Raw genomic sequence first — 19,665 nt, forward strand, 5'->3', positions numbered from 1 at the left:
AAAAATATGGCAAAAGAAGTCCACTTGTTTACCGATGGCTCATGTTTAGGTAACCCAGGTCCTGGTGGATATGGAGCATTGTTAATTTACCAAGCACATCGTAAGGAGCTTAGCCAAGGCTACCGACTAACCACCAACAATCGGATGGAAATGCTAGCGGCTATTGTTGGCCTAGAAAGCCTAACCCAAGCCTGCAAGGTGATATTAACTACCGATAGTCAATACGTTCGCCAAGGTATTACCCAATGGATCCACAACTGGAAAAAGCGTGATTGGAAAACCGCTGCAAAAGCCGAGGTAAAAAATGCCGATTTATGGAAGCGCTTAGATGCTGCCTGTCAACGCCATCAAGTTGAATGGCACTGGGTGAAAGGCCATGCAGGCCACCCAGAAAACGAACGAGTAGACGACCTCGCCCGCGAAGCGGCCACTAACAACGCTAATTTAATCGACGAAGTGTACGAACAACAAACCTAGCCACTAATTGACGAAGGCACCGGAATACGTTGTTTCACTCTCCAGGCCTTTTTTACCGGAGTTAGCGGTGCGCGGCGTTTACGCGCCACGATAAAATACGCCGATGCCGTAGCGCGAAAATAACGCTTGCCCCAACGCTCAAACCATTGCGGCGCGGGCCGGCTATTAACAAACGAGGTATAAGCAAAACGTTCATCATTAAGCACTTCAAAACCTAATAGGTTTAACCAATCCTTCACCCGCGCAGGGGTAAACATGCGACACGACCAAGGCATTCCACGTTTTCTGAAGGGAAAATAACGACGCATGCCCAACAAGCTAAATGGATTAAAACCGCTGATAATCAGGTAACCATCGGCTGTAAGTACTCGCTCTACCTCACGCAATATCTGATGGGGATCTTTCGAAAAATCTAAACTGTGGGCTAGCAGGCATAAATCAATACTGCTTTCTTGAAAAGGAAGTTGCTCGGGATGAGCACGTAAGCCAATTAAGTGTCCTTGTTTAGCCACATTTAGTTGGTGACGTATCATCGAGGCATGGCAGTTTAACTGAGCACTTAAATTACCCAGTTTTAACATGTGATAACCAAAGGCCACAGGCAGATGCTGGTCAAGCAAACTTTGCTGCTGCTCCATTAACCAATCGCCTAATGGCAGTTCTTGCCAGAAGTCAGGGCTTGCAATTACTTCACGAATTTTCGCCGGTTTCATCAATTCCCCGTACCAATCTACTGCAGTTAAGGCAATAATGTGTCATCGACTTTAACGACAGAGATATCATAATGCAAATCATCCATATACCCGCCTTTAATGATAACTATATCTGGTTAATAAAAGAGGCAAATTCAAACGATTGTGTTGTGGTTGACCCAGGAGACGCTGCGCCAGTAGAGCAGCGACTTAAAGATATTGGCGGCCAGTTAAGCGCCATACTTATCACTCACCATCATGCCGATCACATTGGCGGTGTTGAAAGGCTATTGGCCAGTTATCCGCAGGCTAAGGTTTATGCCCCCAAAAATGCTAAATACACGTTTAAACATCAAGCAGTAAAACAATCAGATAGCTTCACTCCCGAAGGTTTAAACCAGCCTTTCTCGGTGCTTGAAGTGCCTGGTCACACACTTGACCATATTGCCTACCTAAGCGAAGAACACCTGTTTATTGGCGATACTTTATTTTCGGCGGGTTGTGGTAGGTTATTTGAAGGCAGCGCCCAACAAATGCACCAGTCTTTAGAAAAAATAAAGGACTTACCAAACGACACCCTAATTTATGCAGCGCATGAATACACTCAAGCCAACTTACAATTTGCACTTAGTGTAGAACCAGATAATGCAGACTTACTGAGTTACCAGCAGCAAGTAAGTAAGCTGCGCCAAATGGGCCTACCTAGCCTGCCTACTAGCTTAAATCAGCAATTGGCAATAAATCCTTTTTTACGCTGCAACAATGCAAATATTAAGGCAGCAGTAGAGTTGGCTGAATTACAACCATTAAACAATGAGATAGCAGTATTCGCTGGCCTAAGATCATGGAAAGACCGCTTCTGACTTGCCAAACTAGCTTTAGCTCAATACCATTGGGCACTGAATTTTACGTAAATGGATAAATCATGAAAGCGCTCATTGTTGGCCTTTTTTCTTTATTATTGGGCGCTTGCCAACTCACTAATCCTCAAGTTACTGAACAATTAGTAGATGCTAATGCTATAGACGCTAACGAGCAGCAAACTAAAGCAGAACAAGTAAAGGAAGTTGAAGAAGCAAAGGTTCAAGTGCAACCTGAAGCAGAGCCAGAGCCTCAAGCTCCGGTTTATCACGACGTTTGGGTTAGAATTGAGGACCAACTGGCCATTCCTCTACCAGAGAACAACAAACGCCTACAAGCTCAACTTAACTGGTTTTTAAAACACCCCGACTACATGCGCCGTGTATCAGTTAGAGCCGACCCTTACTTGTTTTTTATTGTTGAAGAAATTGAACGCCGCCAAATGCCTTTGGAGCTAGCGCTTTTGCCCATCGTAGAAAGTGCTTTTCAACCCTTTGCATACTCCCATGGGCGTGCAGCGGGTATCTGGCAAATAATCCCTGGTACAGGTAAACGCTTTGGTCTTGAGCAAAATTGGTGGTACGACGGACGCCGCGATGTATATGCCTCTACTCATGCCGCACTCGATTACCTTGAGTATCTACATAAATACTTTGATGGCGATTGGTTACATGCTCTTGCTGCCTATAACTCTGGCGAAGGTCGCGTTCGACGTGCTATTCGCGCCAACGCTAACGCTGGCAAAGCTACTGATTTTTGGTCGCTAAACCTGCCTAGAGAAACCCGCGCTTATGTGCCTAAACTATTGGCACTAAGCCAAATGTTACAACATCGCGATGAGTACCAGCTAAATATCCCTGAAATCGCCAACAAAGCGCATTTTGAAAAAGTTGATACTTATAGCCAAATCGACTTAGCGCTAGCGGCCGATTTAGCCAATATCAAACTTGATCAATTACATAAACTGAACCCAGGTTTTAACCGTTGGGCTACCGCACCTAATGGCCCGCACTACTTGTTAGTGCCAAAGAAGAATGTTCCTAATTTTGAAGTAGCCCTTGCCTCTTTGTCTAAACAAGAGCGCATGCAATGGGCGCGTTATAAAGTGAAGTCAGGTGACAGCCTTAGTGTCATCGCCAAACGTTATAACACTACCAGCAAACAGATCCGAGAGCTTAACCAGCTAAGCAGCAATACTATTCGTATTGGTCAACATTTGTTGGTACCAGTATCTTCGCGTAATCAGAATGCTTACACCCTTAGCCAAAGCCAACGTTTAGCTAGCCAACAAAACAAACCTCGTGGCGACATTAAGCTAAATTACACGGTGAAGTCAGGGGATAGCTTTTGGAGCATTGCGCAGAAATATAAGGTGTCGCACCGCAACATTGCAAAATGGAATAGCATGGCGCCAACCGACACTTTAAAACCGGGTAAAAAGCTGGTGATTTGGCAAAAATCTCAAGCCAATAAAAACCACATTCAAACCGTTACCTATAAAGTACGCAACGGAGATTCACTGTCTCGCATTGCGCAAAAGTTTAAAGTGTCAGTGACCGATTTATTGAAGTGGAATGATCTAAACAAAAACCACTATTTACAGCCTGGTCAGAAGTTAAAGCTGTATATTAACGTGGCTGAAGTTAGCGCATAGCAAAACGGAAGTGCACCAACAAGGCATTGTGATCGGAACTCTCGGTCACAATGCTCTCGCTCTGATTCACCCGTAATCCACGATAAAACACATGATCTAAAGCTTTTCCAAAAAATCGGGTTCGCTTATCTGGCTTAAACCTCACAGTTTTTAATTGGTGCGCAGTAATAAACTGCTCTAGCACTGCTAAACGCGCACTGCTCCAAGTATTAAAATCACCGGCTAAAATCACAGCACCATGGTACCCCGCCAGCCACGGACCAAGCTGCTGAAGTTGCCGTAAATAATCTTCTTCACTGAGAGTGAAATTAATACTATGCATGTTAATCAGCAATAATTGCTGCTGTTGCCATTGGTATAACTGCAGTAACGCTGATTTCGGTACTCTTATCCACGGCTCAGTACTTAAGGCCAAACAGTTTTCCTCACTAGCAAACTTGGCCAAGTTCATCACTCCTAGGCCATCACCAAGCCACTCAAAGGCGATAGCTTGATATTGGTGCCATAGAGGTCCTTCAGACCAAGCCAACATGCGCTCTCTGCTGGCTTCTTGAAGCAGCATAAAATCGACTTGTTTCGAGAACTGTTCTAGCTGTTCTGTCCAGCCTTGATTTTGGCCTTTATAGCTATTCCAAACTAAAACAGAAAAGTCTGCAGTATCTGGCAGGGCTTGAATATTCTGTATATTCGCAGGGTGGTAATCTAGCGTTTGATTGTCACAAACGGGCAGCTGCGCATAAGCAGCAGAGCTTAATAAAACAAACGAACTGCTTATTAACAGAGCTTGGAAAAACCAACGCATCACTCGCACATTAAGCCCTCATGCAAAACTTAGATACAAAAACAAAAAGGATAAAACAGCCCGTAAATAGAAAGATATTTTGGCAAAGCCTAGCGGCTTGGCAAATTTGCGACATACTTGAGCTATCATCAAATAATGGATAAGCAAATGCAATCTCAAGAGCCAAGGACACTAGTTCCCATATTTGCTGGCGGTGGCACCCGCCTACCCGCCCATATTGGGATTCTAGCCGGCTTAAAAGAGCTAAATGTTCATTTTTCACATATTGTGGGCGTTTCTGGAGGCAGTATCATCAGCTCCTTATTTGCTAGCGGTATGGATGTAGAGCAAATAAAAGCTATTGCCTTAGATACCGACTTCGAGCAGTTCAAAGGTTTTTCGCTGATCAGCTTACTACGAAATGGCGGGCTTTGTTCAGGCGACAAGTTTGAAGAATGGATCGATGACTTACTTAATGGCGTTACCTTTAGTCAGCTGCCAATGCAGTTACATGTAGTAGCCACCGATGTACGCTCTGGCTCACCAGTTGTATTTGATGCTATTCGCACCCCTCACGAAAAAGTATCGCGAGCAGTGCGTTTTTCTATGTCTATTCCACTAATTTTTTCTTTTAAGCCCTACCAAGACCACTTAATGGTAGATGGCAGCATATTGTCGGAAGATGCTCTTCATCAAGATTGGGCTGAAGATGGCACCCCTGTCATTTGCTTTAGACTACGAGGCGACAATGACATAAAGCCATTGCAAACTAATGGAATTTTTCCCCTTGCCGCATACATCTCATTGTTAATTAGAACTTTCATGACCACCATTTCAAGAGAGTATGTTAATGAGAAGTTTTGGCATAGAACCATCGTAGTAAATACTGGCAATACCTCTCCGGTCGATTTTCACCTCAACGATGAAGCAAAGTTACGTTTATTCGACACCGGTTATCAAACTGCCATTAACATCGTGCCGGCTAAAATATGGCACCAACAGCACCCTGCTCCACAAGCTGACAACAAACATATTTAAAACAATGGCTTGATCACGTTTTCAAGCTACTAAAACCGCTTCACAGCCTGTAAAGCGCATAGCCGTCTACACTTAAAAAAACCAAAAAGAATAAACTATTCGGAACGTAGACTATGTCACTAACTATTCGCCAACGCTTACTCTTTTTATCACTAGCGCCCGTGCTTATTTTGGCCGTTAGTATTTTGCTCCTGACCATCACCGAGACCCAAAAGCTCACCCAAGGGCAATCTAAAGAAACCCGAGAAAACATGGTTAATATGAAAAAGGATGAGCTAAAAGCCTATATGGGCTTAGCCTACTCTGCGGTGGCCGAAATCTATGAAAATGGTGGAACCTTAGAGCAAGCCTTACCCATATTACAACGCTTAGAATATGGCGAAACCGGATATATGTTCGGTTACACCAATAAAGGCGTTCGGGTATTTATGGGCACATTAGATAAAGGCATTGGCGATAATTTTTGGTCACTGCAAGACAAACAAGGCCAGTACTTAATTCAAGATCTGATTAAAGCCTCGAAAAAAGGTGAGTTTTACACCTACTATTTCCCTAAACCTGGTGGCAGCGAAGCTTTGCCGAAACTCAGCTACGCCATTTACTTAGACCGCTGGGATTTAATGATGGGCACTGGTTTTTACACCGATGATGTAGAAGCGGTAATTACAAGCTTAGAAGAACATGCAAAAGACAGCCTGCAATCATCTCTAATGTTCCTAGGGCTAACAGCAGCTGTCTTACTCGGCTTTGCACTTATCATCGGTTACTTTATTAATCGAAGCATAATGGCGCCGCTGCAAGACTTAAATAATTCCTTTGAAAAACTCGCCAGTGGCGATGCGGACTTAAGCGCCCGACTCGACACCAACTACGTGCATGAGTTTGGTCAACTAGCAACCAACTTTAATTCCTTCATCGAATTACTCCACGAAATCATCAGCATGGTAGGTAACGTTGCCCACGACGTTGCCAAAGAAACCTCTTCAATGTCAGACCGCGCCAATAGCGTTGACCAATTGCTGGTAGAACAACGTGAAGAAACCGAGCAAGTGGCCACTGCTATGACAGAAATGACGGCATCTGCTCACGATGTTTCTGACAACGCAAATCAAGCGGCGAACTCTGCCCAACAAGTTGATACTAACGCTGGTCAAGCTATGAGTACCGTGGGTACCGCAGTAACAACTGTGCAGCAACTGGCCGATGAAATAGGCCAAGCGAGTGAGGTGATAGGTAAGCTTGAAGGGGATGTGCAAAATATTTCTTCTGCTTTAGGGGTGATTCAAGGCATTGCCGAACAAACAAACTTACTGGCCCTAAACGCAGCCATTGAAGCGGCCCGAGCTGGTGAACAAGGCCGAGGCTTCGCGGTAGTGGCCGATGAAGTACGTCAATTAGCCAGTCGCACCCAACAAAGCACCGGTGAAATTCATGGCATGATTGAGCGCCTCAAGAGCGGCTCCGATGCAGCTGTGTCAGCCATGAATAGTAGCCAAGAGCGCAGTGGTGAAGCCGTAAGTGGTGCTAACGCGGCCAGTGATGCGCTGCAGCTGATTAAAGAATCTATTCAACACATCATGGACATGAATGCCCTCATCGCAACGGCAACTGAGGAGCAAAGCCATGTGGGACAAGAGATCTCCCAGCGCATTGTGCATATTGCTGACCAATCCAGTCAATCTGCTGGTTTAGCGCAAGAAAATCGCAGTGGCAGTGTTAACCTCAATGAACGCGCAGAACAGCTTGAAGAATTAGTGAAACGCTTCACTTTATAAAGAGTTTTTAGTAAAGCCCCTTTATTAAAAGGGGCTTTTTTATATCTATTGCTAAGTAGCAGAATCAATTCACAAAAAAGCTTAAATCCTTGTGCTAGTCTGCCGATAACAACTCAACAATACCTCTAAAAAATATCAATCGCAGGGAGCGAACTATGTCTCTAACTATACGCCAACGTTTACTTATTTTGGCCTTAGGGCCGGTTCTTATTTTGGCAGCTAGTATGCTTTTTTTAAGCTACTCCGAAACTAAAGCTCTGAGTCAGGCTCAATCATCAGAAACACAAGAAAACATGATGGAGATGAAAAAAGCGGAGCTAAAGGCATATTTAGATATGGCCTACTCCTCAATAGCTGAAATTTATGAAAACGGTGGAAGCCTAGAGCAAGCGATGCCAACGCTTAAACGGTTAAAGTATGGCGAGAGTGGTTACATATTTGGCTATGACAAGACCGGGGTACGAAAGTTACTTGGCGCTAGCGATAAAGGCATTGGCGATAACTTTTGGTCACTGCAAGACAAACACAACCAATACATCATCCGTGATTTACTAAAAGCTTCAAAAAACGGTGAATTCTATACTTACTACTTTCCTAAACCAGGTGGTAGTGAAGCATTACCAAAACTAGGTTACGCCATCTACCTAGATAAATGGGACTTATTCATTGGCACTGGTTTTTATACCGATGATGTTGACGCCGTAATTGCAAAACTGGAAGCCGAAGCTCAAGCTAGCCTTGAGTCGTCAATGCTATTTATCTTTATTACCGGCATTGCCCTGCTCGGCTTAGCCGTGGTGATCAGTTACTTTATTAACCGCAGCATTATGGCCCCGCTACAAGACTTAAATCAGTCCTTCGAAAAGCTCGCCAGTGGCGACGCAGACTTAAGCGCTCGCCTGCGAACCGACTATGTTCATGAGTTTGGCCAATTAGCCAATAACTTTAATGCCTTCATCTCGCTTCTTCACGACATTATTAGCATGGTGGGTAAAGTCTCTTCTGATGTCGCTAAAGAAACCTCATCGATGTCTGATCGCGCCAACAGCGTTGACCAACTGCTTGTGGAACAACGTGAAGAAACTGAACAAGTGGCCACGGCGATGACTGAAATGACCGCTTCGGCTCATGACGTATCCGACAACGCTAATCAAGCAGCCAACTCGGCACAAGAAGTTGATAACAATGCAGGTCAAGCTATGACGACGGTAGGCAGTGCGGTCACCACTGTGCAACATCTGGCCGATGAGATTGGTCAAGCCAGTGAAGTGATTAGCAAGTTAGAAGGCGATGTACAGAATATTTCCTCAGCTTTAGGGGTAATTCAAGGCATTGCCGAGCAAACTAACCTATTAGCGCTAAATGCTGCCATTGAAGCTGCACGTGCTGGTGAGCAAGGCCGAGGGTTTGCCGTTGTTGCTGATGAGGTTCGCCAATTAGCCAGCCGCACTCAACAAAGCACCGGTGAAATTCATGAAATGATTGAACGATTAAAAAGTGGCTCTGACGCAGCGGTAACCGCAATGGATACGAGCCAAGAGCGCAGTAGCGAAGCCGTTAGTGGTGCCAATGCCGCCAGTGATGCGCTGCAGCTGATTAAAGAGTCGATTCAACACATCATGGATATGAATGCGCTTATTGCCACCGCTACCGAAGAGCAAAGCCACGTAGGCCAAGAAATATCTCAGCGTATTGTGCAAATTGCCGATCAATCGAGTCAATCAGCCAGTCTCGCCCAAGAGAACCGTGCAGGTAGCCTAAACCTTAACGAGCGTGCCGAGCAACTAGAAGAGCTGGTAAAACGCTTTACCTTGTAAACTCAAACAATCTTTCTAATAACAAAAAAGCCACCCTAAGGTGGCTTTTTCATTTAGTGCTGTTTAACCAACATTAACCCGTGCATTACGGAACATACGCATCCAAGGGCTATCTTCGCGCCAGTCATCAGGGTGCCAAGAGTGCGCTACTGTGCGGAATACACGCTCTGGGTGAGGCATCATAATGGTTACTCGGCCATCTTTTGAAGAAAGGCCAGTAATACCTAGCGGCGAGCCATTAGGGTTAGCTGGGTATTGAGTTGTAGCTTCGCCATAGTTATCTACATAACGTAGCGCCACAGTACCACTGCTCGCTAAGGAATCTAGATGCGCTTGGTCACGTACTTCCACACGGCCTTCCCCATGAGAAACCGCGATAGGCATTTGTGAACCTGCCATACCATTTAGGAAGATAGAAGGTGATTGCTGCACTTCTACCAAACTAAAGCGTGCTTCAAAACGCTCAGATTCGTTGCGTACAAAACGCGGCCATAAATCAGCTCCTGGGATTAGCTCGCTCAGGTTCGATAGCATCTGACAGCCATTACATACACCAAGAGCAAAAGAATCGTTACGCTCGAAGAATGCACTGAACTGTTCACGCGCTCGGCTGTTAAACAAAATAGATTTTGCCCAACCTTCACCAGCACCAAGTACGTCACCGTAAGAGAAGCCACCACAAGCTACTAAACCTGCGAACTTATCTAGGCTAACTCGGCCAGCCAAAATATCACTCATATGAACATCTACTGCTGCGAAGCCAGCTCGGTCAAAGGCGGCTGCCATTTCGTGATGCGAGTTAACACCCTGCTCACGTAAAATCGCCATTTCTGGTTTTAGGCCCTTAACAATGTAAGGCGCGGCCACATCTTCGTTGATGTCGAAACTTAAACCAATATTAAGGCCTGGATCTGCGGCATCAAATTTGGCATCAAATTCTTGCTTGGCACATTCAGGGTTATCACGCAGCGCTTGCATTTGGTAGGTTGTTTCTGCCCAAATACCGCGGTAATGAGTGCGCGTATTCGCCAGTACAACTTCACCGTTACGGGTGAAGCGAATCGCGTCATCATCGTTTAGTGAGCCAATAACATGGCTACAAGATGCTAAACCGTGTCCAGCTAGAACGTTTAGTACGGCTTCTTTTTCTTCAGTTTTAACCTGAATCACCGCACCAAGCTCTTCACTAAAGAGCACGTCTAATGTATCACCAGCCAATAAGTCTAGCGCTACGTCTACACCACAATGGCCAGCAAAAGCCATTTCAGCAACAGTAGTGAACAAGCCACCATCACTGCGATCGTGGTAAGCAAGCAGTTTCTGCTCAGCAGTAAGTACTTGAATCGCGTTAAAGAAACCTTTTAGTAGTTCTGGTGAATCTACATCCGGTACTTTGTTACCAAGCTGTTTATAAACCTGCGCTAAACAAGAGGCGCCCAAGCGGTTTTTACCTTGGCCTAAGTCGATAAGAATTAGGTCGGTATCGCCAGCATCATTTCGTAATTGCGGGGTAACCGTTAAGCGAATATCTTCAACTTTAGCAAAGGCACTAATAATTAAAGAAAGTGGTGAAGTAACCGCTTTGTCTTGACCTTCATCTTGCCAAGCAGTCTTCATCGACATCGAGTCTTTACCTACCGGAATAGTAAGACCCAATGCTGGACAAAGCTCTTCACCTACTGCTTTAACTGCAGCGTATAAACCTGCGTCTTCGCCTGGGTGACCAGCTGCTGACATCCAGTTAGCCGACAACTTAATGTTGTTTAACGAACCAATGTTAGTGGCTGCAATGTTAGTTAATGCTTCCGCTACCGCTAAACGTGCCGAGGCTGCATGGTCAATCAATGCTGCAGGCGTGCGCTCACCCACCGACATAGCTTCGCCATGATATGTATCGTAACTTGCCGCTGTTACCGCACAGTTAGCAACCGGAACCTGCCAAGGACCAACCATTTGATCACGCGCCACTAAACCGGTAACACTACGGTCACCAATAGTGATTAAGAAAGTTTTCTCTGCAATGGCTGGTAAACGTAACAAACGTTCTGCGGCTTCTGCTAAATCAAGCTTATCGCCATTAAAGGCCGGGCCATTAAACGTTGCAGTTTTAACGTCGCGATGCATTTTAGGTGCTTTACCTAAAAGTACTTCTAGCGGCATACGAATAGGATCGTTGTTAAAGTGAGAATCGTGAAGAATTAAATCACGCTCTTCTGTTGCTACACCAATAACCGCATATAATGCACGTTCGCGCTTACAAATTGCGTCGAACACATCCAAATGCTCAGGTGCAACAGCTAGCATGTAACGCTCTTGAGATTCGTTACACCAAATTTCTAGTGGTGACATGCCTGGTTCATCATTTGGCACGCTGCGCAAATCAAAAATACCACCACGGCCGCCGTCATCAACCAATTCAGGACAAGCGTTCGATAAACCGCCAGCACCAATATCGTGAATGAACGCAATAGGGTTAGCATCACCTAGCTGCCAACAACGGTCGATAACTTCCTGACAGCGACGCTCCATTTCTGGGTTTTCACGCTGTACAGAAGCAAAATCTAAATCTTCACTCGATTGACCAGAAGCCATTGAAGAGGCAGCACCACCACCTAAACCAATGTTCATGGCTGGGCCACCAAGTACGATGATTTTAGCACCAACCGGAATCTCACCTTTCTCAACGTGGTCTTCGCGAATGTTACCTAGGCCACCCGCCAACATGATTGGTTTGTGGTAACCACGTACTTCACTACCGTTAAAGCTTTCTACTTGCTCTTCGTAGGTACGGAAATAACCCAAAATATTAGGGCGACCAAATTCGTTATTAAACGCCGCGCCGCCTAATGGGGCTTCAACCATAATTTCTAAAGCATCTACAATACGGCTTGGCTTACCAAAGTTACTTTCCCAGCTTTGCTCAAAACCTGGAATGCGTAGGTTACTAACGGTAAAACCAACCATGCCAGCTTTAGGTTTAGAACCACGACCGGTTGCACCTTCATCACGAATTTCGCCACCAGAGCCGGTAGCTGCGCCTGGGTAAGGAGAAATTGCCGTTGGGTGGTTATGCGTTTCTACTTTCATCAAGATATGAATATCTTCTTGATGGTAATTGTATTGCTTGGTTTCAGCATTTGGGAAGAAGCGGCCAGCCACTGAACCGGTCATTACCGCTGCGTTATCTTTATACGCCGACAGTACGTAGTCGCTGTTCAATTCATAGGTATTCTTAATCATTTTGAACAATGATTTTGGCTGTTTTACCCCATCGATTGTCCAATCAGCATTAAAGATTTTATGGCGGCAGTGCTCTGAGTTTGCTTGAGCAAACATCATTAGCTCTACGTCATTAGGGTTGCGTTTCATTTTTTCGAAATTTTCGACTAGGTAGTCGATTTCGTCATCGGCCAAGGCCAAACCTAATTCTTGGTTAGCTTGTTCTAAGGCTTGCTTACCGCCAGATAAGATATCTACCGACTCAAACGGTGCAGGGCTTGCGTGTTCAAACAATGCGCTAGCTTGTTCGGTATCTGCAAATACCACTTCCATCATACGGTCGTGAATTAAGCTTTTAAGCTGTTTGCTTTGTTGCTCGTTTAGTTCGCTACTGGTATCTACATAGTAAGCAATACCACGCTCCAAGCGCGTTACATTGGCCAAACCACAGTTATGTGCAATATCACTTGCCTTAGAAGACCAAGGAGAAATTGTACCTGGACGGGGAGCTACCAATAGCAACTGGCCAGCAGGCTGATGCTCAGCAATAGTAGGGCCGTAGGTCAATAACTTATCTAATACTTGTTGTTCAGCATCAGTCAAATCACTTGAGATATCAGCAAAATGCATAAACTCAGCGTAGATAGCTGTAACAGGAAGGTCTTGCTCTGCGCAGCGTTTTAACAATTGCGCAATTCGAAACTCAGACAGTGCAGGTGCACCACGTAGTACCAACATATTTATGTGCTCGCTTTTCCAGATGGAGGTGGGAGGGGGAAAATTGCGCGTATTATAGATAAAAACTGCGACAATGGTAAACAAAACGTTAGCTTGACGAGGAAAACAACGCTTAAAGCTAGACAGCCAAGCGTATATCCCTAAAATCGAATAAAAATAATAGCGTGGAAACCAGATTTGATGATTAAACAGCAACGCTTCACCCTGCTTCTAGCGTTGCTCGCTTTGTTTGTATTACAAGGCTGCGAACCCAACCCCTTTGTCTCAGAGCTAGAGCAAATTCGCCAACGTGGAAAACTGCGCGTGGGCACCTTGTATAGCCAGCAAATCTTCTATTACGACCAACATGAACAACCTACGGGCATGGAATACGAGTTATTGGAAGACTTTGCTAACTACTTAGGTGTTGAGTTGCAAATGGTGCCTCTATATAACCAAACGGAACTTTATCGAGGTTTGCATAACAATCAGGTCGATCTATTAGCGGCAGCGCTATCGCCAACCAAAGCGCTACGCGAAAACTTTCGCTTTTCTCCAGAGATATATAAAGTAGACGCCAAGGTTGTCTATAAAAAAAATACGCGCCGACCGCGTGATATTAGCCAAGTGGATTCTCCATTATGGATTACCACAGGTAGCTATCATCAACCTTTGCTTAAGAGCTACCGCAAAGAACACCCAGAATTAACCATTGAAGCCACAGACCGCCTAGACAGTAGCGAATTACTCAAAAGCATTGTTGATGAAGACATCCGCTTCGCCTTAGTGGATGACACCACCCTCGCCTTGCATCAGCGTTTTTATCCAGACCTAGCTGAAGCCTTTACCTTAAGCGAATCTACGTCTGTAGTTTGGATGGTAAACCGCCTGCGTGATGACAGTTTATACAGCGCGCTAATCGAATTTATTGGTGATAAACACAGCAATGGTGACATTACTCGTTTGTACGAACGCTATTTTGGCCATATTCAACGTTTCGATTATGTCGATACTCGGGCCTTCTTGCGCTCTACTAGTACTCGGCTTCCCAAATACGAAGACTGGTTTAAGCAATACGCAGGTAAGTTAGACTGGCGCCTGATCGCAGCAGTGTCTTATCAAGAATCTCACTGGCGCCCGCATGCTAAATCTTTCACCGGTGTGCGCGGCATGATGATGTTAACTCTGCCAACAGCTAAATCTGTGGGTGTAACTAATCGTTTAGACCCAGAACAAAGCATTCGTGGCGGCGCTGAATACCTGCAAAAGCTAATAAACCGAGTGCCTGATAGCGTCCGTGAAGATGACAAAATATGGTTTGCTCTTGTCTCTTACAACATTGGTTTTGGCCATATGTTAGATGCTAGGCGAATTACTCGAATGCGTGGCGGCGACCCAGATGCTTGGGTAGATGTTAAAGAAAACTTGCCACTGCTTATGCGTAAAAAATGGTATCAACAAACTCGTTATGGTTACGCTCGCGGGCAAGAAGCCTACAACTATGTAAACAACATTAGGCAGTATTATCAAAGTCTTTTGTGGCTAGATGCTCAGAAAAAAGAGTCGCAACGCCGTCAGGAGTTAATGAAGAATCGTGCACCTTATCCAGTGAATAATCCCAGCATCGAGGCTAGTGAACCAAATAAAACAGAAGTTGACACCATTAACTAAAGAATAATCTTGACGATTTGTCACATAACTGTCATGTTTTATGCTTAATCTGTAATGGAGATTAAAAACTGTAAAGCGTCCTGCCTACGCAATGGAGAGGATAGTATGATTAGAAAGAAACGCGTTACCCTTCACTCGCCACGTCGCCGAATTCAATTGGCTCGTCAGCACCGTAAGGTTTTGTTAAGACAACGTTCTTATGTTTTGACTGAAATGGGTTTAGTCAGCGTCGCTGAGTAGACCACTGCTCTGTTGTTTTTTTCGCAGCTTGTGTTGTTCACGACGCTTGCGAAAAAAACGACTAATGTTCTCACTGCACTGTTCCGCTAGTACTCCAGCTTCTACCTCAGCTCGATGATTTAACTGCTCACAATCAATAATATTAAACACACTTCCCGCAGCGCCTGTTTTAAGATCGCTAGCACCATAAACCAATCGTTTCACGCGTGCGTGCACCATGGCTCCCGCACACATAGAGCAGGGCTCTAAAGTAACGTAAAGCGTGGTATCTAATAGCCGGTAATTGCCGATATTCTTGCCTGCTTCTCGCAGTGCTAGTATCTCAGCATGGGCAGTAGCATCGTTAAGAGTAATCGTTTGATTCCAGCCTTCTCCCACTACTTCGCCTTGGTAAACAACCACTGCTCCAACTGGCACTTCTCCTTGTGCTTCTGCTTTATCTGCTAACAGCAGTGCATGTTTCATCCAGTCAATATCGGTATTGTCCAAGTACTTATCCTTGCCTGTTTTACTCGCCACATTGTAAACCTGAAAGCTGCCTGACTAAAGCCCCCAACAAGCCCCCTACTCTTTAACAAAAACAAAAAAGCCGGCACAAGGCCGGCTTAGCTATTTATTGAAACGTTTATTCAGCAGGCTTTTCTGCTGGTGCTTCGCTAGGCGCAGCCGCTTCTTTAATACTTAGACGTACACGGCCTTGGCGGTCTACTTCTAGTACTTTAACTTTCACTATGTCGCCAACAGTTAGGTGGTCAGAAACATTAGCAACACGCTCTTGAGAGATTTGCGAAATGTGTACTAGGCCATCTTTACCTGGCAAGATTTCAACAAATGCACCGAAGTCTGCAAGGCGAACAACTTTACCTTCGTAGAATTGGCCCGCTTCAACTTCAGCAGTTAGCTGCTCAATACGCTTAATCGCTTCTTGAGCTTGCGCGTTATCAGTTGCTGCAACTTTCACTGTACCGTCATCTTCAATTTCGATAGTAGTGCCAGTTTCGTCAGTAAGTGCACGAATAGTTGCACCACCTTTACCAATTACGTCTTTGATCTTCTCTGGGTTGATCTTAAGCGTGTGGATACGTGGAGCAAACTCAGAAATCTCTTCACGAGAAGTACCGATAGCTTGGTCCATCACACCTAGAATATGTAAACGTGCACCTTGCGCTTGGCGTAGGGCAATTTCCATAATTTCTTTAGTGATACCTTCAATCTTAATATCCATCTGCAATGCAGAGATACCTTCAGAAGAACCAGCCACTTTAAAGTCCATGTCACCTAAGTGATCTTCATCACCTAAAATGTCAGAAAGAACAACGAACTTGTCGCCTTCTTTTACTAGACCCATTGCGATACCCGCAACAGAAGCTTTAATTGGTACACCCGCATCCATAAGCGCTAGTGAGCTACCACAAACAGAAGCCATCGAGCTAGAACCGTTTGATTCAGTGATTTCAGATACTACACGTACAGTGTATGGGAAGTCTTCAGCACTTGGCATTACCGCAGCAACACCACGCTTAGCCAAACGACCGTGGCCAATTTCACGACGCTTAGGTGAACCGATGAAGCCCGTTTCGCCAACACAGTAAGGAGGGAAGTTGTAGTGAAGCATGAAGCGAGATGTTTGCAAGCCAGCTAGCGAGTCAATCATCTGTGCATCACGTTCTGTACCTAGTGTACATGTTACAAGAGCCTGAGTTTCACCACGGGTGAATACAGAGCTACCGTGAGTACGTGGTAATACGCCAGTCATTACGTCTAGCGCACGGATCATATCTGGTTCACGACCATCGATACGCGGCTCACCAGCAATAATGCGTGAACGAACTACGTTTTTCTCTAACTTGCCTAGCTCGTCACCAATTTCTTGGCTGTCTAGCGCTTCGTCTTCAGCAGTTAATGCTTCAACAACCGCTTTTTTGATTTCGCCAACTTCAGCGTAACGCTCTGCTTTGTCGGTAATTTGGTAAGCTTCAGTTAACTTAGCTTCTGCTAATGCTGCTACTTTATCTTTAAGTGCAACGTTAACTTCTGGCGCTTCCCATTCCCAAGCAGGTTTAGCAGCTTCTTCACACAGTTCGTTAATGGCAGTAATTACCGCATTTGATTGCTCATGACCATAAACAACCGCGCCAAGCATTACTTCTTCTGAAAGTAATTCTGCTTCTGACTCAACCATAAGAACGGCACTTTCGGTACCTGCTACAACAAGGTCTAGCTTGCTTTCTGGTAGCTCTTCAGTGGTTGGGTTAAGGATGTAGTTACCATCGATGTAACCAACACGAGCAGCACCAATTGGGCCGTTAAATGGAATACCTGAAAGGCTTAGCGCCGCAGAAGTACCGATTAACGCCACGATGTCTGGCTGAACTTGTGGATTTACAGAAACCACTGTTGCCACAACTTGTACTTCGTTTACGAAGCCATCTGGGAACAATGGACGGATTGGACGGTCAATCAAACGTGCGATTAACGTTTCTTCTTCGGAAGGACGACCTTCGCGCTTGAAGAAACCACCAGGAATTTTACCTGCTGCGTAAGTACGTTCTTGGTAGTTCACAGTCAACGGGAAGAAATCTTGGCCAGGTGTAGCAGTTTTTTTACCCACTACTGATACAAATACTGTTGTATCGTCCATAGTAACCATTACGGCAGCTGTAGCTTGACGAGCGATAGCGCCAGTTTCAATGGTGACTGTATTCTCACCGTATTTAAACGTTTTTACGATAGGATTCACGTGAATTTCCTTTAATTTATGTTCTCTTTTCAATTCGCGCTAAAGTATAAAGCAATGGCTTGTCAAAAGATAACTTTATCCTTACTAAAACCACTGTTATCACACCACTTTGTGACTTTTATTTAAGCAACAAAAAAGGGAGCCATTCGGCTCCCTTTCGGTATTCTTTCTTGGCGACGTTAAAATTAACGACGTAGGCCCAATTTAGCGATCAATTCAGCGTAGCTCGCTTGGTTTTTACGCTTCAAGTAGTCAAGCAATTTACGACGCTGGCTAACCATGCGTAGTAGACCACGACGGCTGTGGTGATCGTGGATGTGCTTCTTGAAGTGACCTTGCAAGTGGTTGATCTGTGCAGTTAACAAAGCAACTTGAACTTCAGAAGAACCAGTGTCTCCTGCTTCACGTGCGTATTCTGCAACGATTGCTGCTTTTTCAGTGCTACTTAGTGACATACTAACTCCTAAAAATGTAAATTTACTCTCCGCCAATCACTAACTCAGCGAAGAAGGACGCGCATTATATAGTGCGCCCTAATGAGTTGCAAGCAACTCGCCTAACTATCGTTATTTTGAATCAAGCGTTTAGGTGCCACTAAGCCATCATCGTTTAATTGACCAATGCCAACAAAACGATGCTGCTCACCAATGGTTAACCTGAACACCTCATTTAACGGAGCCCCAGCGACTTGCATCGCTTGGCCTTGCATTAAATATCCACCTAATGCCTCTGGAATATTCACTTCTGCCAAATGGGCGACAGCTGAATCCATTGGCAACAATAAAGGGTCAAGCAACTCTTTAGGAGCAATATCTTGCTCGTTAGCTTGTTCTAATAACGCCTCTAATTGTTCTGGTGTCACCATTCGTTCGCTTGGGTAAGTCGCTACCTGCGAGCGATGCAATTTAACTACATGCGCGCCACAACCTAGCATTTCACCTAGATCATCAATAATGGTGCGAATATAAGTACCTTTGCTGCAATGAACATCTAAGGTCAGCATATCGCCATCTAATGAAATAAAGTTGTTTTCATAAACAGTAATTGGCCGCGCTTCACGTTCAATCGTAATGCCTTCTCGGGCATAAGAATACAAAGGCTTACCGTTATGCTTTAGCGCAGAGAACATAGAAGGCACTTGATTTATCGCACCACGAAATGATGCTAATGCAGCTTCAATCTCGGCTTGATTAACATTCACATCACGCTGTTCAACCACTTCGCCATCAGAATCAGAGGTATTTGTTCGAACACCGAGTTGAGCAGTAACCTGATAACGTTTATCGGAATCTAACAAAAACTGTGAAAACTTAGTGGCTTCCCCTAAGCAAATTGGCAGCATACCAGTGGCAAGCGGATCTAGAGCCCCAGTATGTCCGGCTTTTTGAGCGAAATAAATTCGCTTAACTCGCTGCAAAATTCCGTTTGAAGAAACACCAGTAGGTTTATTCAGCAGAAGGATACCGTCAATAGCTCTACCCTTTTTTCTGCGTCCTTGTCCCATTACTCGCCCTCTTGCTCTTCACCGTTGCCCAAGCTACGACCTGATGCTTCGGCTTTTTGTTGGTCATCTTTAACTGCTTTAGTCGCCAGCTCAGTCATACGCAAACCTTCACGTAGTGAGCCATCATACTGAAAGCGTAATTCTGGTACAGCACGCAGGCGCATTGCTTTTGCTAACAAATGACGAACGTAGCCTACGTGCTCTTCTAGCGCTTCTAAGCTAGCTTTTACCGCCTCTTCACTATCGTCTAAAAAGGTCACAAACACTTTAGCGTAAGCAAGATCACGGGTTACTTCAACGGCAGATACTGTCACTAAGCTCAAACGTGAGTCTCGTACTTCTCGTTGCAAAATCATCGCAACTTCTTTTTGAATTTGTTGGGCTACCCGATCTGGGCGGCTAAATTCTCTAGGCATCACATTTCTCCTGATACCACTCCCAAGGGAGTATTGAAAACACAAATGGGGGCGCAAGCCCCC

General features: G+C 45.0%; 15 protein-coding genes. 7 read left to right on the plus strand and 8 right to left on the minus strand.

What is annotated here, in order from left to right; genetic code table 11:
* Nucleotides 1–6 precede the first annotated feature (6 nt).
* Complete coding sequence (rnhA, locus tag OV592_RS15350) at nucleotides 7–477, plus strand: ribonuclease HI (protein WP_406609172.1); 471 nt, start codon at nucleotides 7–9, stop codon at nucleotides 475–477.
* On the opposite strand, the gene OV592_RS15355 is transcribed toward rnhA, so the two are convergent.
* On the minus strand, nucleotides 474–1,190 hold the full coding sequence (locus tag OV592_RS15355) for a methyltransferase domain-containing protein (protein WP_406609173.1): 717 nt from the start codon (nucleotides 1,188–1,190) through the stop codon (nucleotides 474–476). The genes rnhA and OV592_RS15355 overlap by 4 nt on opposite strands.
* A 71-nt stretch (nucleotides 1,191–1,261) precedes the next feature.
* On the opposite strand from OV592_RS15355, the gene gloB reads away from it, so the two are divergent.
* Nucleotides 1,262–2,032 (plus strand): hydroxyacylglutathione hydrolase, encoded by a 771-nt coding sequence (gene gloB, locus OV592_RS15360; protein WP_406609174.1) that lies wholly within the window; start codon nucleotides 1,262–1,264, stop codon nucleotides 2,030–2,032.
* A gap of 62 nt (nucleotides 2,033–2,094) precedes the next feature.
* Entirely contained in the window at nucleotides 2,095–3,684 is a 1,590-nt protein-coding gene (locus OV592_RS15365) for a LysM peptidoglycan-binding domain-containing protein (RefSeq protein WP_406609175.1), read from the plus strand.
* Here the strand turns inward: OV592_RS15365 and OV592_RS15370 are convergent.
* A complete protein-coding gene (locus OV592_RS15370; protein WP_406609176.1) occupies nucleotides 3,674–4,486 on the minus strand; it encodes an endonuclease/exonuclease/phosphatase family protein in 813 nt (270 codons plus the stop codon). The two genes, OV592_RS15365 and OV592_RS15370, sit on opposite strands and share 11 nt — an antisense overlap.
* Nucleotides 4,487–4,633: 147 nt before the next feature.
* On the opposite strand from OV592_RS15370, the gene OV592_RS15375 reads away from it, so the two are divergent.
* From OV592_RS15375 to OV592_RS15385, 3 genes are all read left to right on the plus strand, one after another.
* Nucleotides 4,634–5,503: a patatin-like phospholipase family protein gene (locus tag OV592_RS15375; protein ID WP_152779731.1), complete on the plus strand. Its 870-nt coding sequence runs from the start codon at nucleotides 4,634–4,636 to the stop codon at nucleotides 5,501–5,503.
* A 113-nt stretch (nucleotides 5,504–5,616) separates the two neighbouring features.
* Nucleotides 5,617–7,278, plus strand: a complete 1,662-nt coding sequence (locus OV592_RS15380) for a methyl-accepting chemotaxis protein (protein ID WP_406609177.1) — start codon at nucleotides 5,617–5,619, stop codon at nucleotides 7,276–7,278.
* A gap of 155 nt (nucleotides 7,279–7,433) precedes the next feature.
* Nucleotides 7,434–9,095, plus strand: a complete 1,662-nt coding sequence (locus tag OV592_RS15385) for a methyl-accepting chemotaxis protein (protein WP_406609178.1) — start codon at nucleotides 7,434–7,436, stop codon at nucleotides 9,093–9,095.
* Between the two features lie 63 nt (nucleotides 9,096–9,158).
* Here OV592_RS15385 and purL read toward each other — a convergent pair whose 3' ends face one another.
* Nucleotides 9,159–13,052 carry a phosphoribosylformylglycinamidine synthase gene (gene purL / locus OV592_RS15390; protein ID WP_406609179.1) on the minus strand — a complete coding sequence of 1,298 codons (3,894 nt, stop codon included), beginning with the start codon at nucleotides 13,050–13,052 and terminating at the stop codon, nucleotides 9,159–9,161.
* Nucleotides 13,053–13,232: 180 nt separating this feature from the next.
* Between purL and mltF the strand changes: the two genes are divergently transcribed.
* Nucleotides 13,233–14,702 (plus strand): membrane-bound lytic murein transglycosylase MltF, encoded by a 1,470-nt coding sequence (mltF, locus tag OV592_RS15395; protein WP_406609180.1) that lies wholly within the window; start codon nucleotides 13,233–13,235, stop codon nucleotides 14,700–14,702.
* A gap of 219 nt (nucleotides 14,703–14,921) precedes the next feature.
* Here mltF and tadA read toward each other — a convergent pair whose 3' ends face one another.
* The 5 genes from tadA to rbfA all read right to left on the minus strand — a co-directional run bounded on the left by tadA (nucleotide 14,922) and on the right by rbfA (nucleotide 19,602).
* Nucleotides 14,922–15,461, minus strand: coding sequence for a tRNA adenosine(34) deaminase TadA (gene tadA, locus OV592_RS15400; protein ID WP_338621894.1), 540 nt, complete (start codon nucleotides 15,459–15,461; stop codon nucleotides 14,922–14,924).
* Nucleotides 15,462–15,567: 106 nt separating this feature from the next.
* Nucleotides 15,568–17,682 (minus strand): polyribonucleotide nucleotidyltransferase, encoded by a 2,115-nt coding sequence (pnp, locus tag OV592_RS15405; RefSeq protein WP_016402371.1) that lies wholly within the window; start codon nucleotides 17,680–17,682, stop codon nucleotides 15,568–15,570.
* A 185-nt stretch (nucleotides 17,683–17,867) separates the two neighbouring features.
* Nucleotides 17,868–18,137 (minus strand): 30S ribosomal protein S15, encoded by a 270-nt coding sequence (rpsO, locus tag OV592_RS15410; protein WP_016402372.1) that lies wholly within the window; start codon nucleotides 18,135–18,137, stop codon nucleotides 17,868–17,870.
* A 101-nt stretch (nucleotides 18,138–18,238) separates the two neighbouring features.
* Nucleotides 18,239–19,186: a tRNA pseudouridine(55) synthase TruB gene (gene truB / locus OV592_RS15415; protein ID WP_406609181.1), complete on the minus strand. Its 948-nt coding sequence runs from the start codon at nucleotides 19,184–19,186 to the stop codon at nucleotides 18,239–18,241.
* Nucleotides 19,186–19,602 carry a 30S ribosome-binding factor RbfA gene (gene rbfA, locus OV592_RS15420; RefSeq protein ID WP_338621896.1) on the minus strand — a complete coding sequence of 139 codons (417 nt, stop codon included), beginning with the start codon at nucleotides 19,600–19,602 and terminating at the stop codon, nucleotides 19,186–19,188. The genes truB and rbfA overlap by 1 nt, the downstream gene beginning before the upstream one ends.
* Between the last annotated feature and the right edge of the window lie 63 nt (nucleotides 19,603–19,665).

The organism is Agarivorans sp. JK6 (assembly GCF_045277145.1).
In the GTDB taxonomy this organism is placed as follows: domain Bacteria; phylum Pseudomonadota; class Gammaproteobacteria; order Enterobacterales; family Celerinatantimonadaceae; genus Agarivorans; species Agarivorans albus.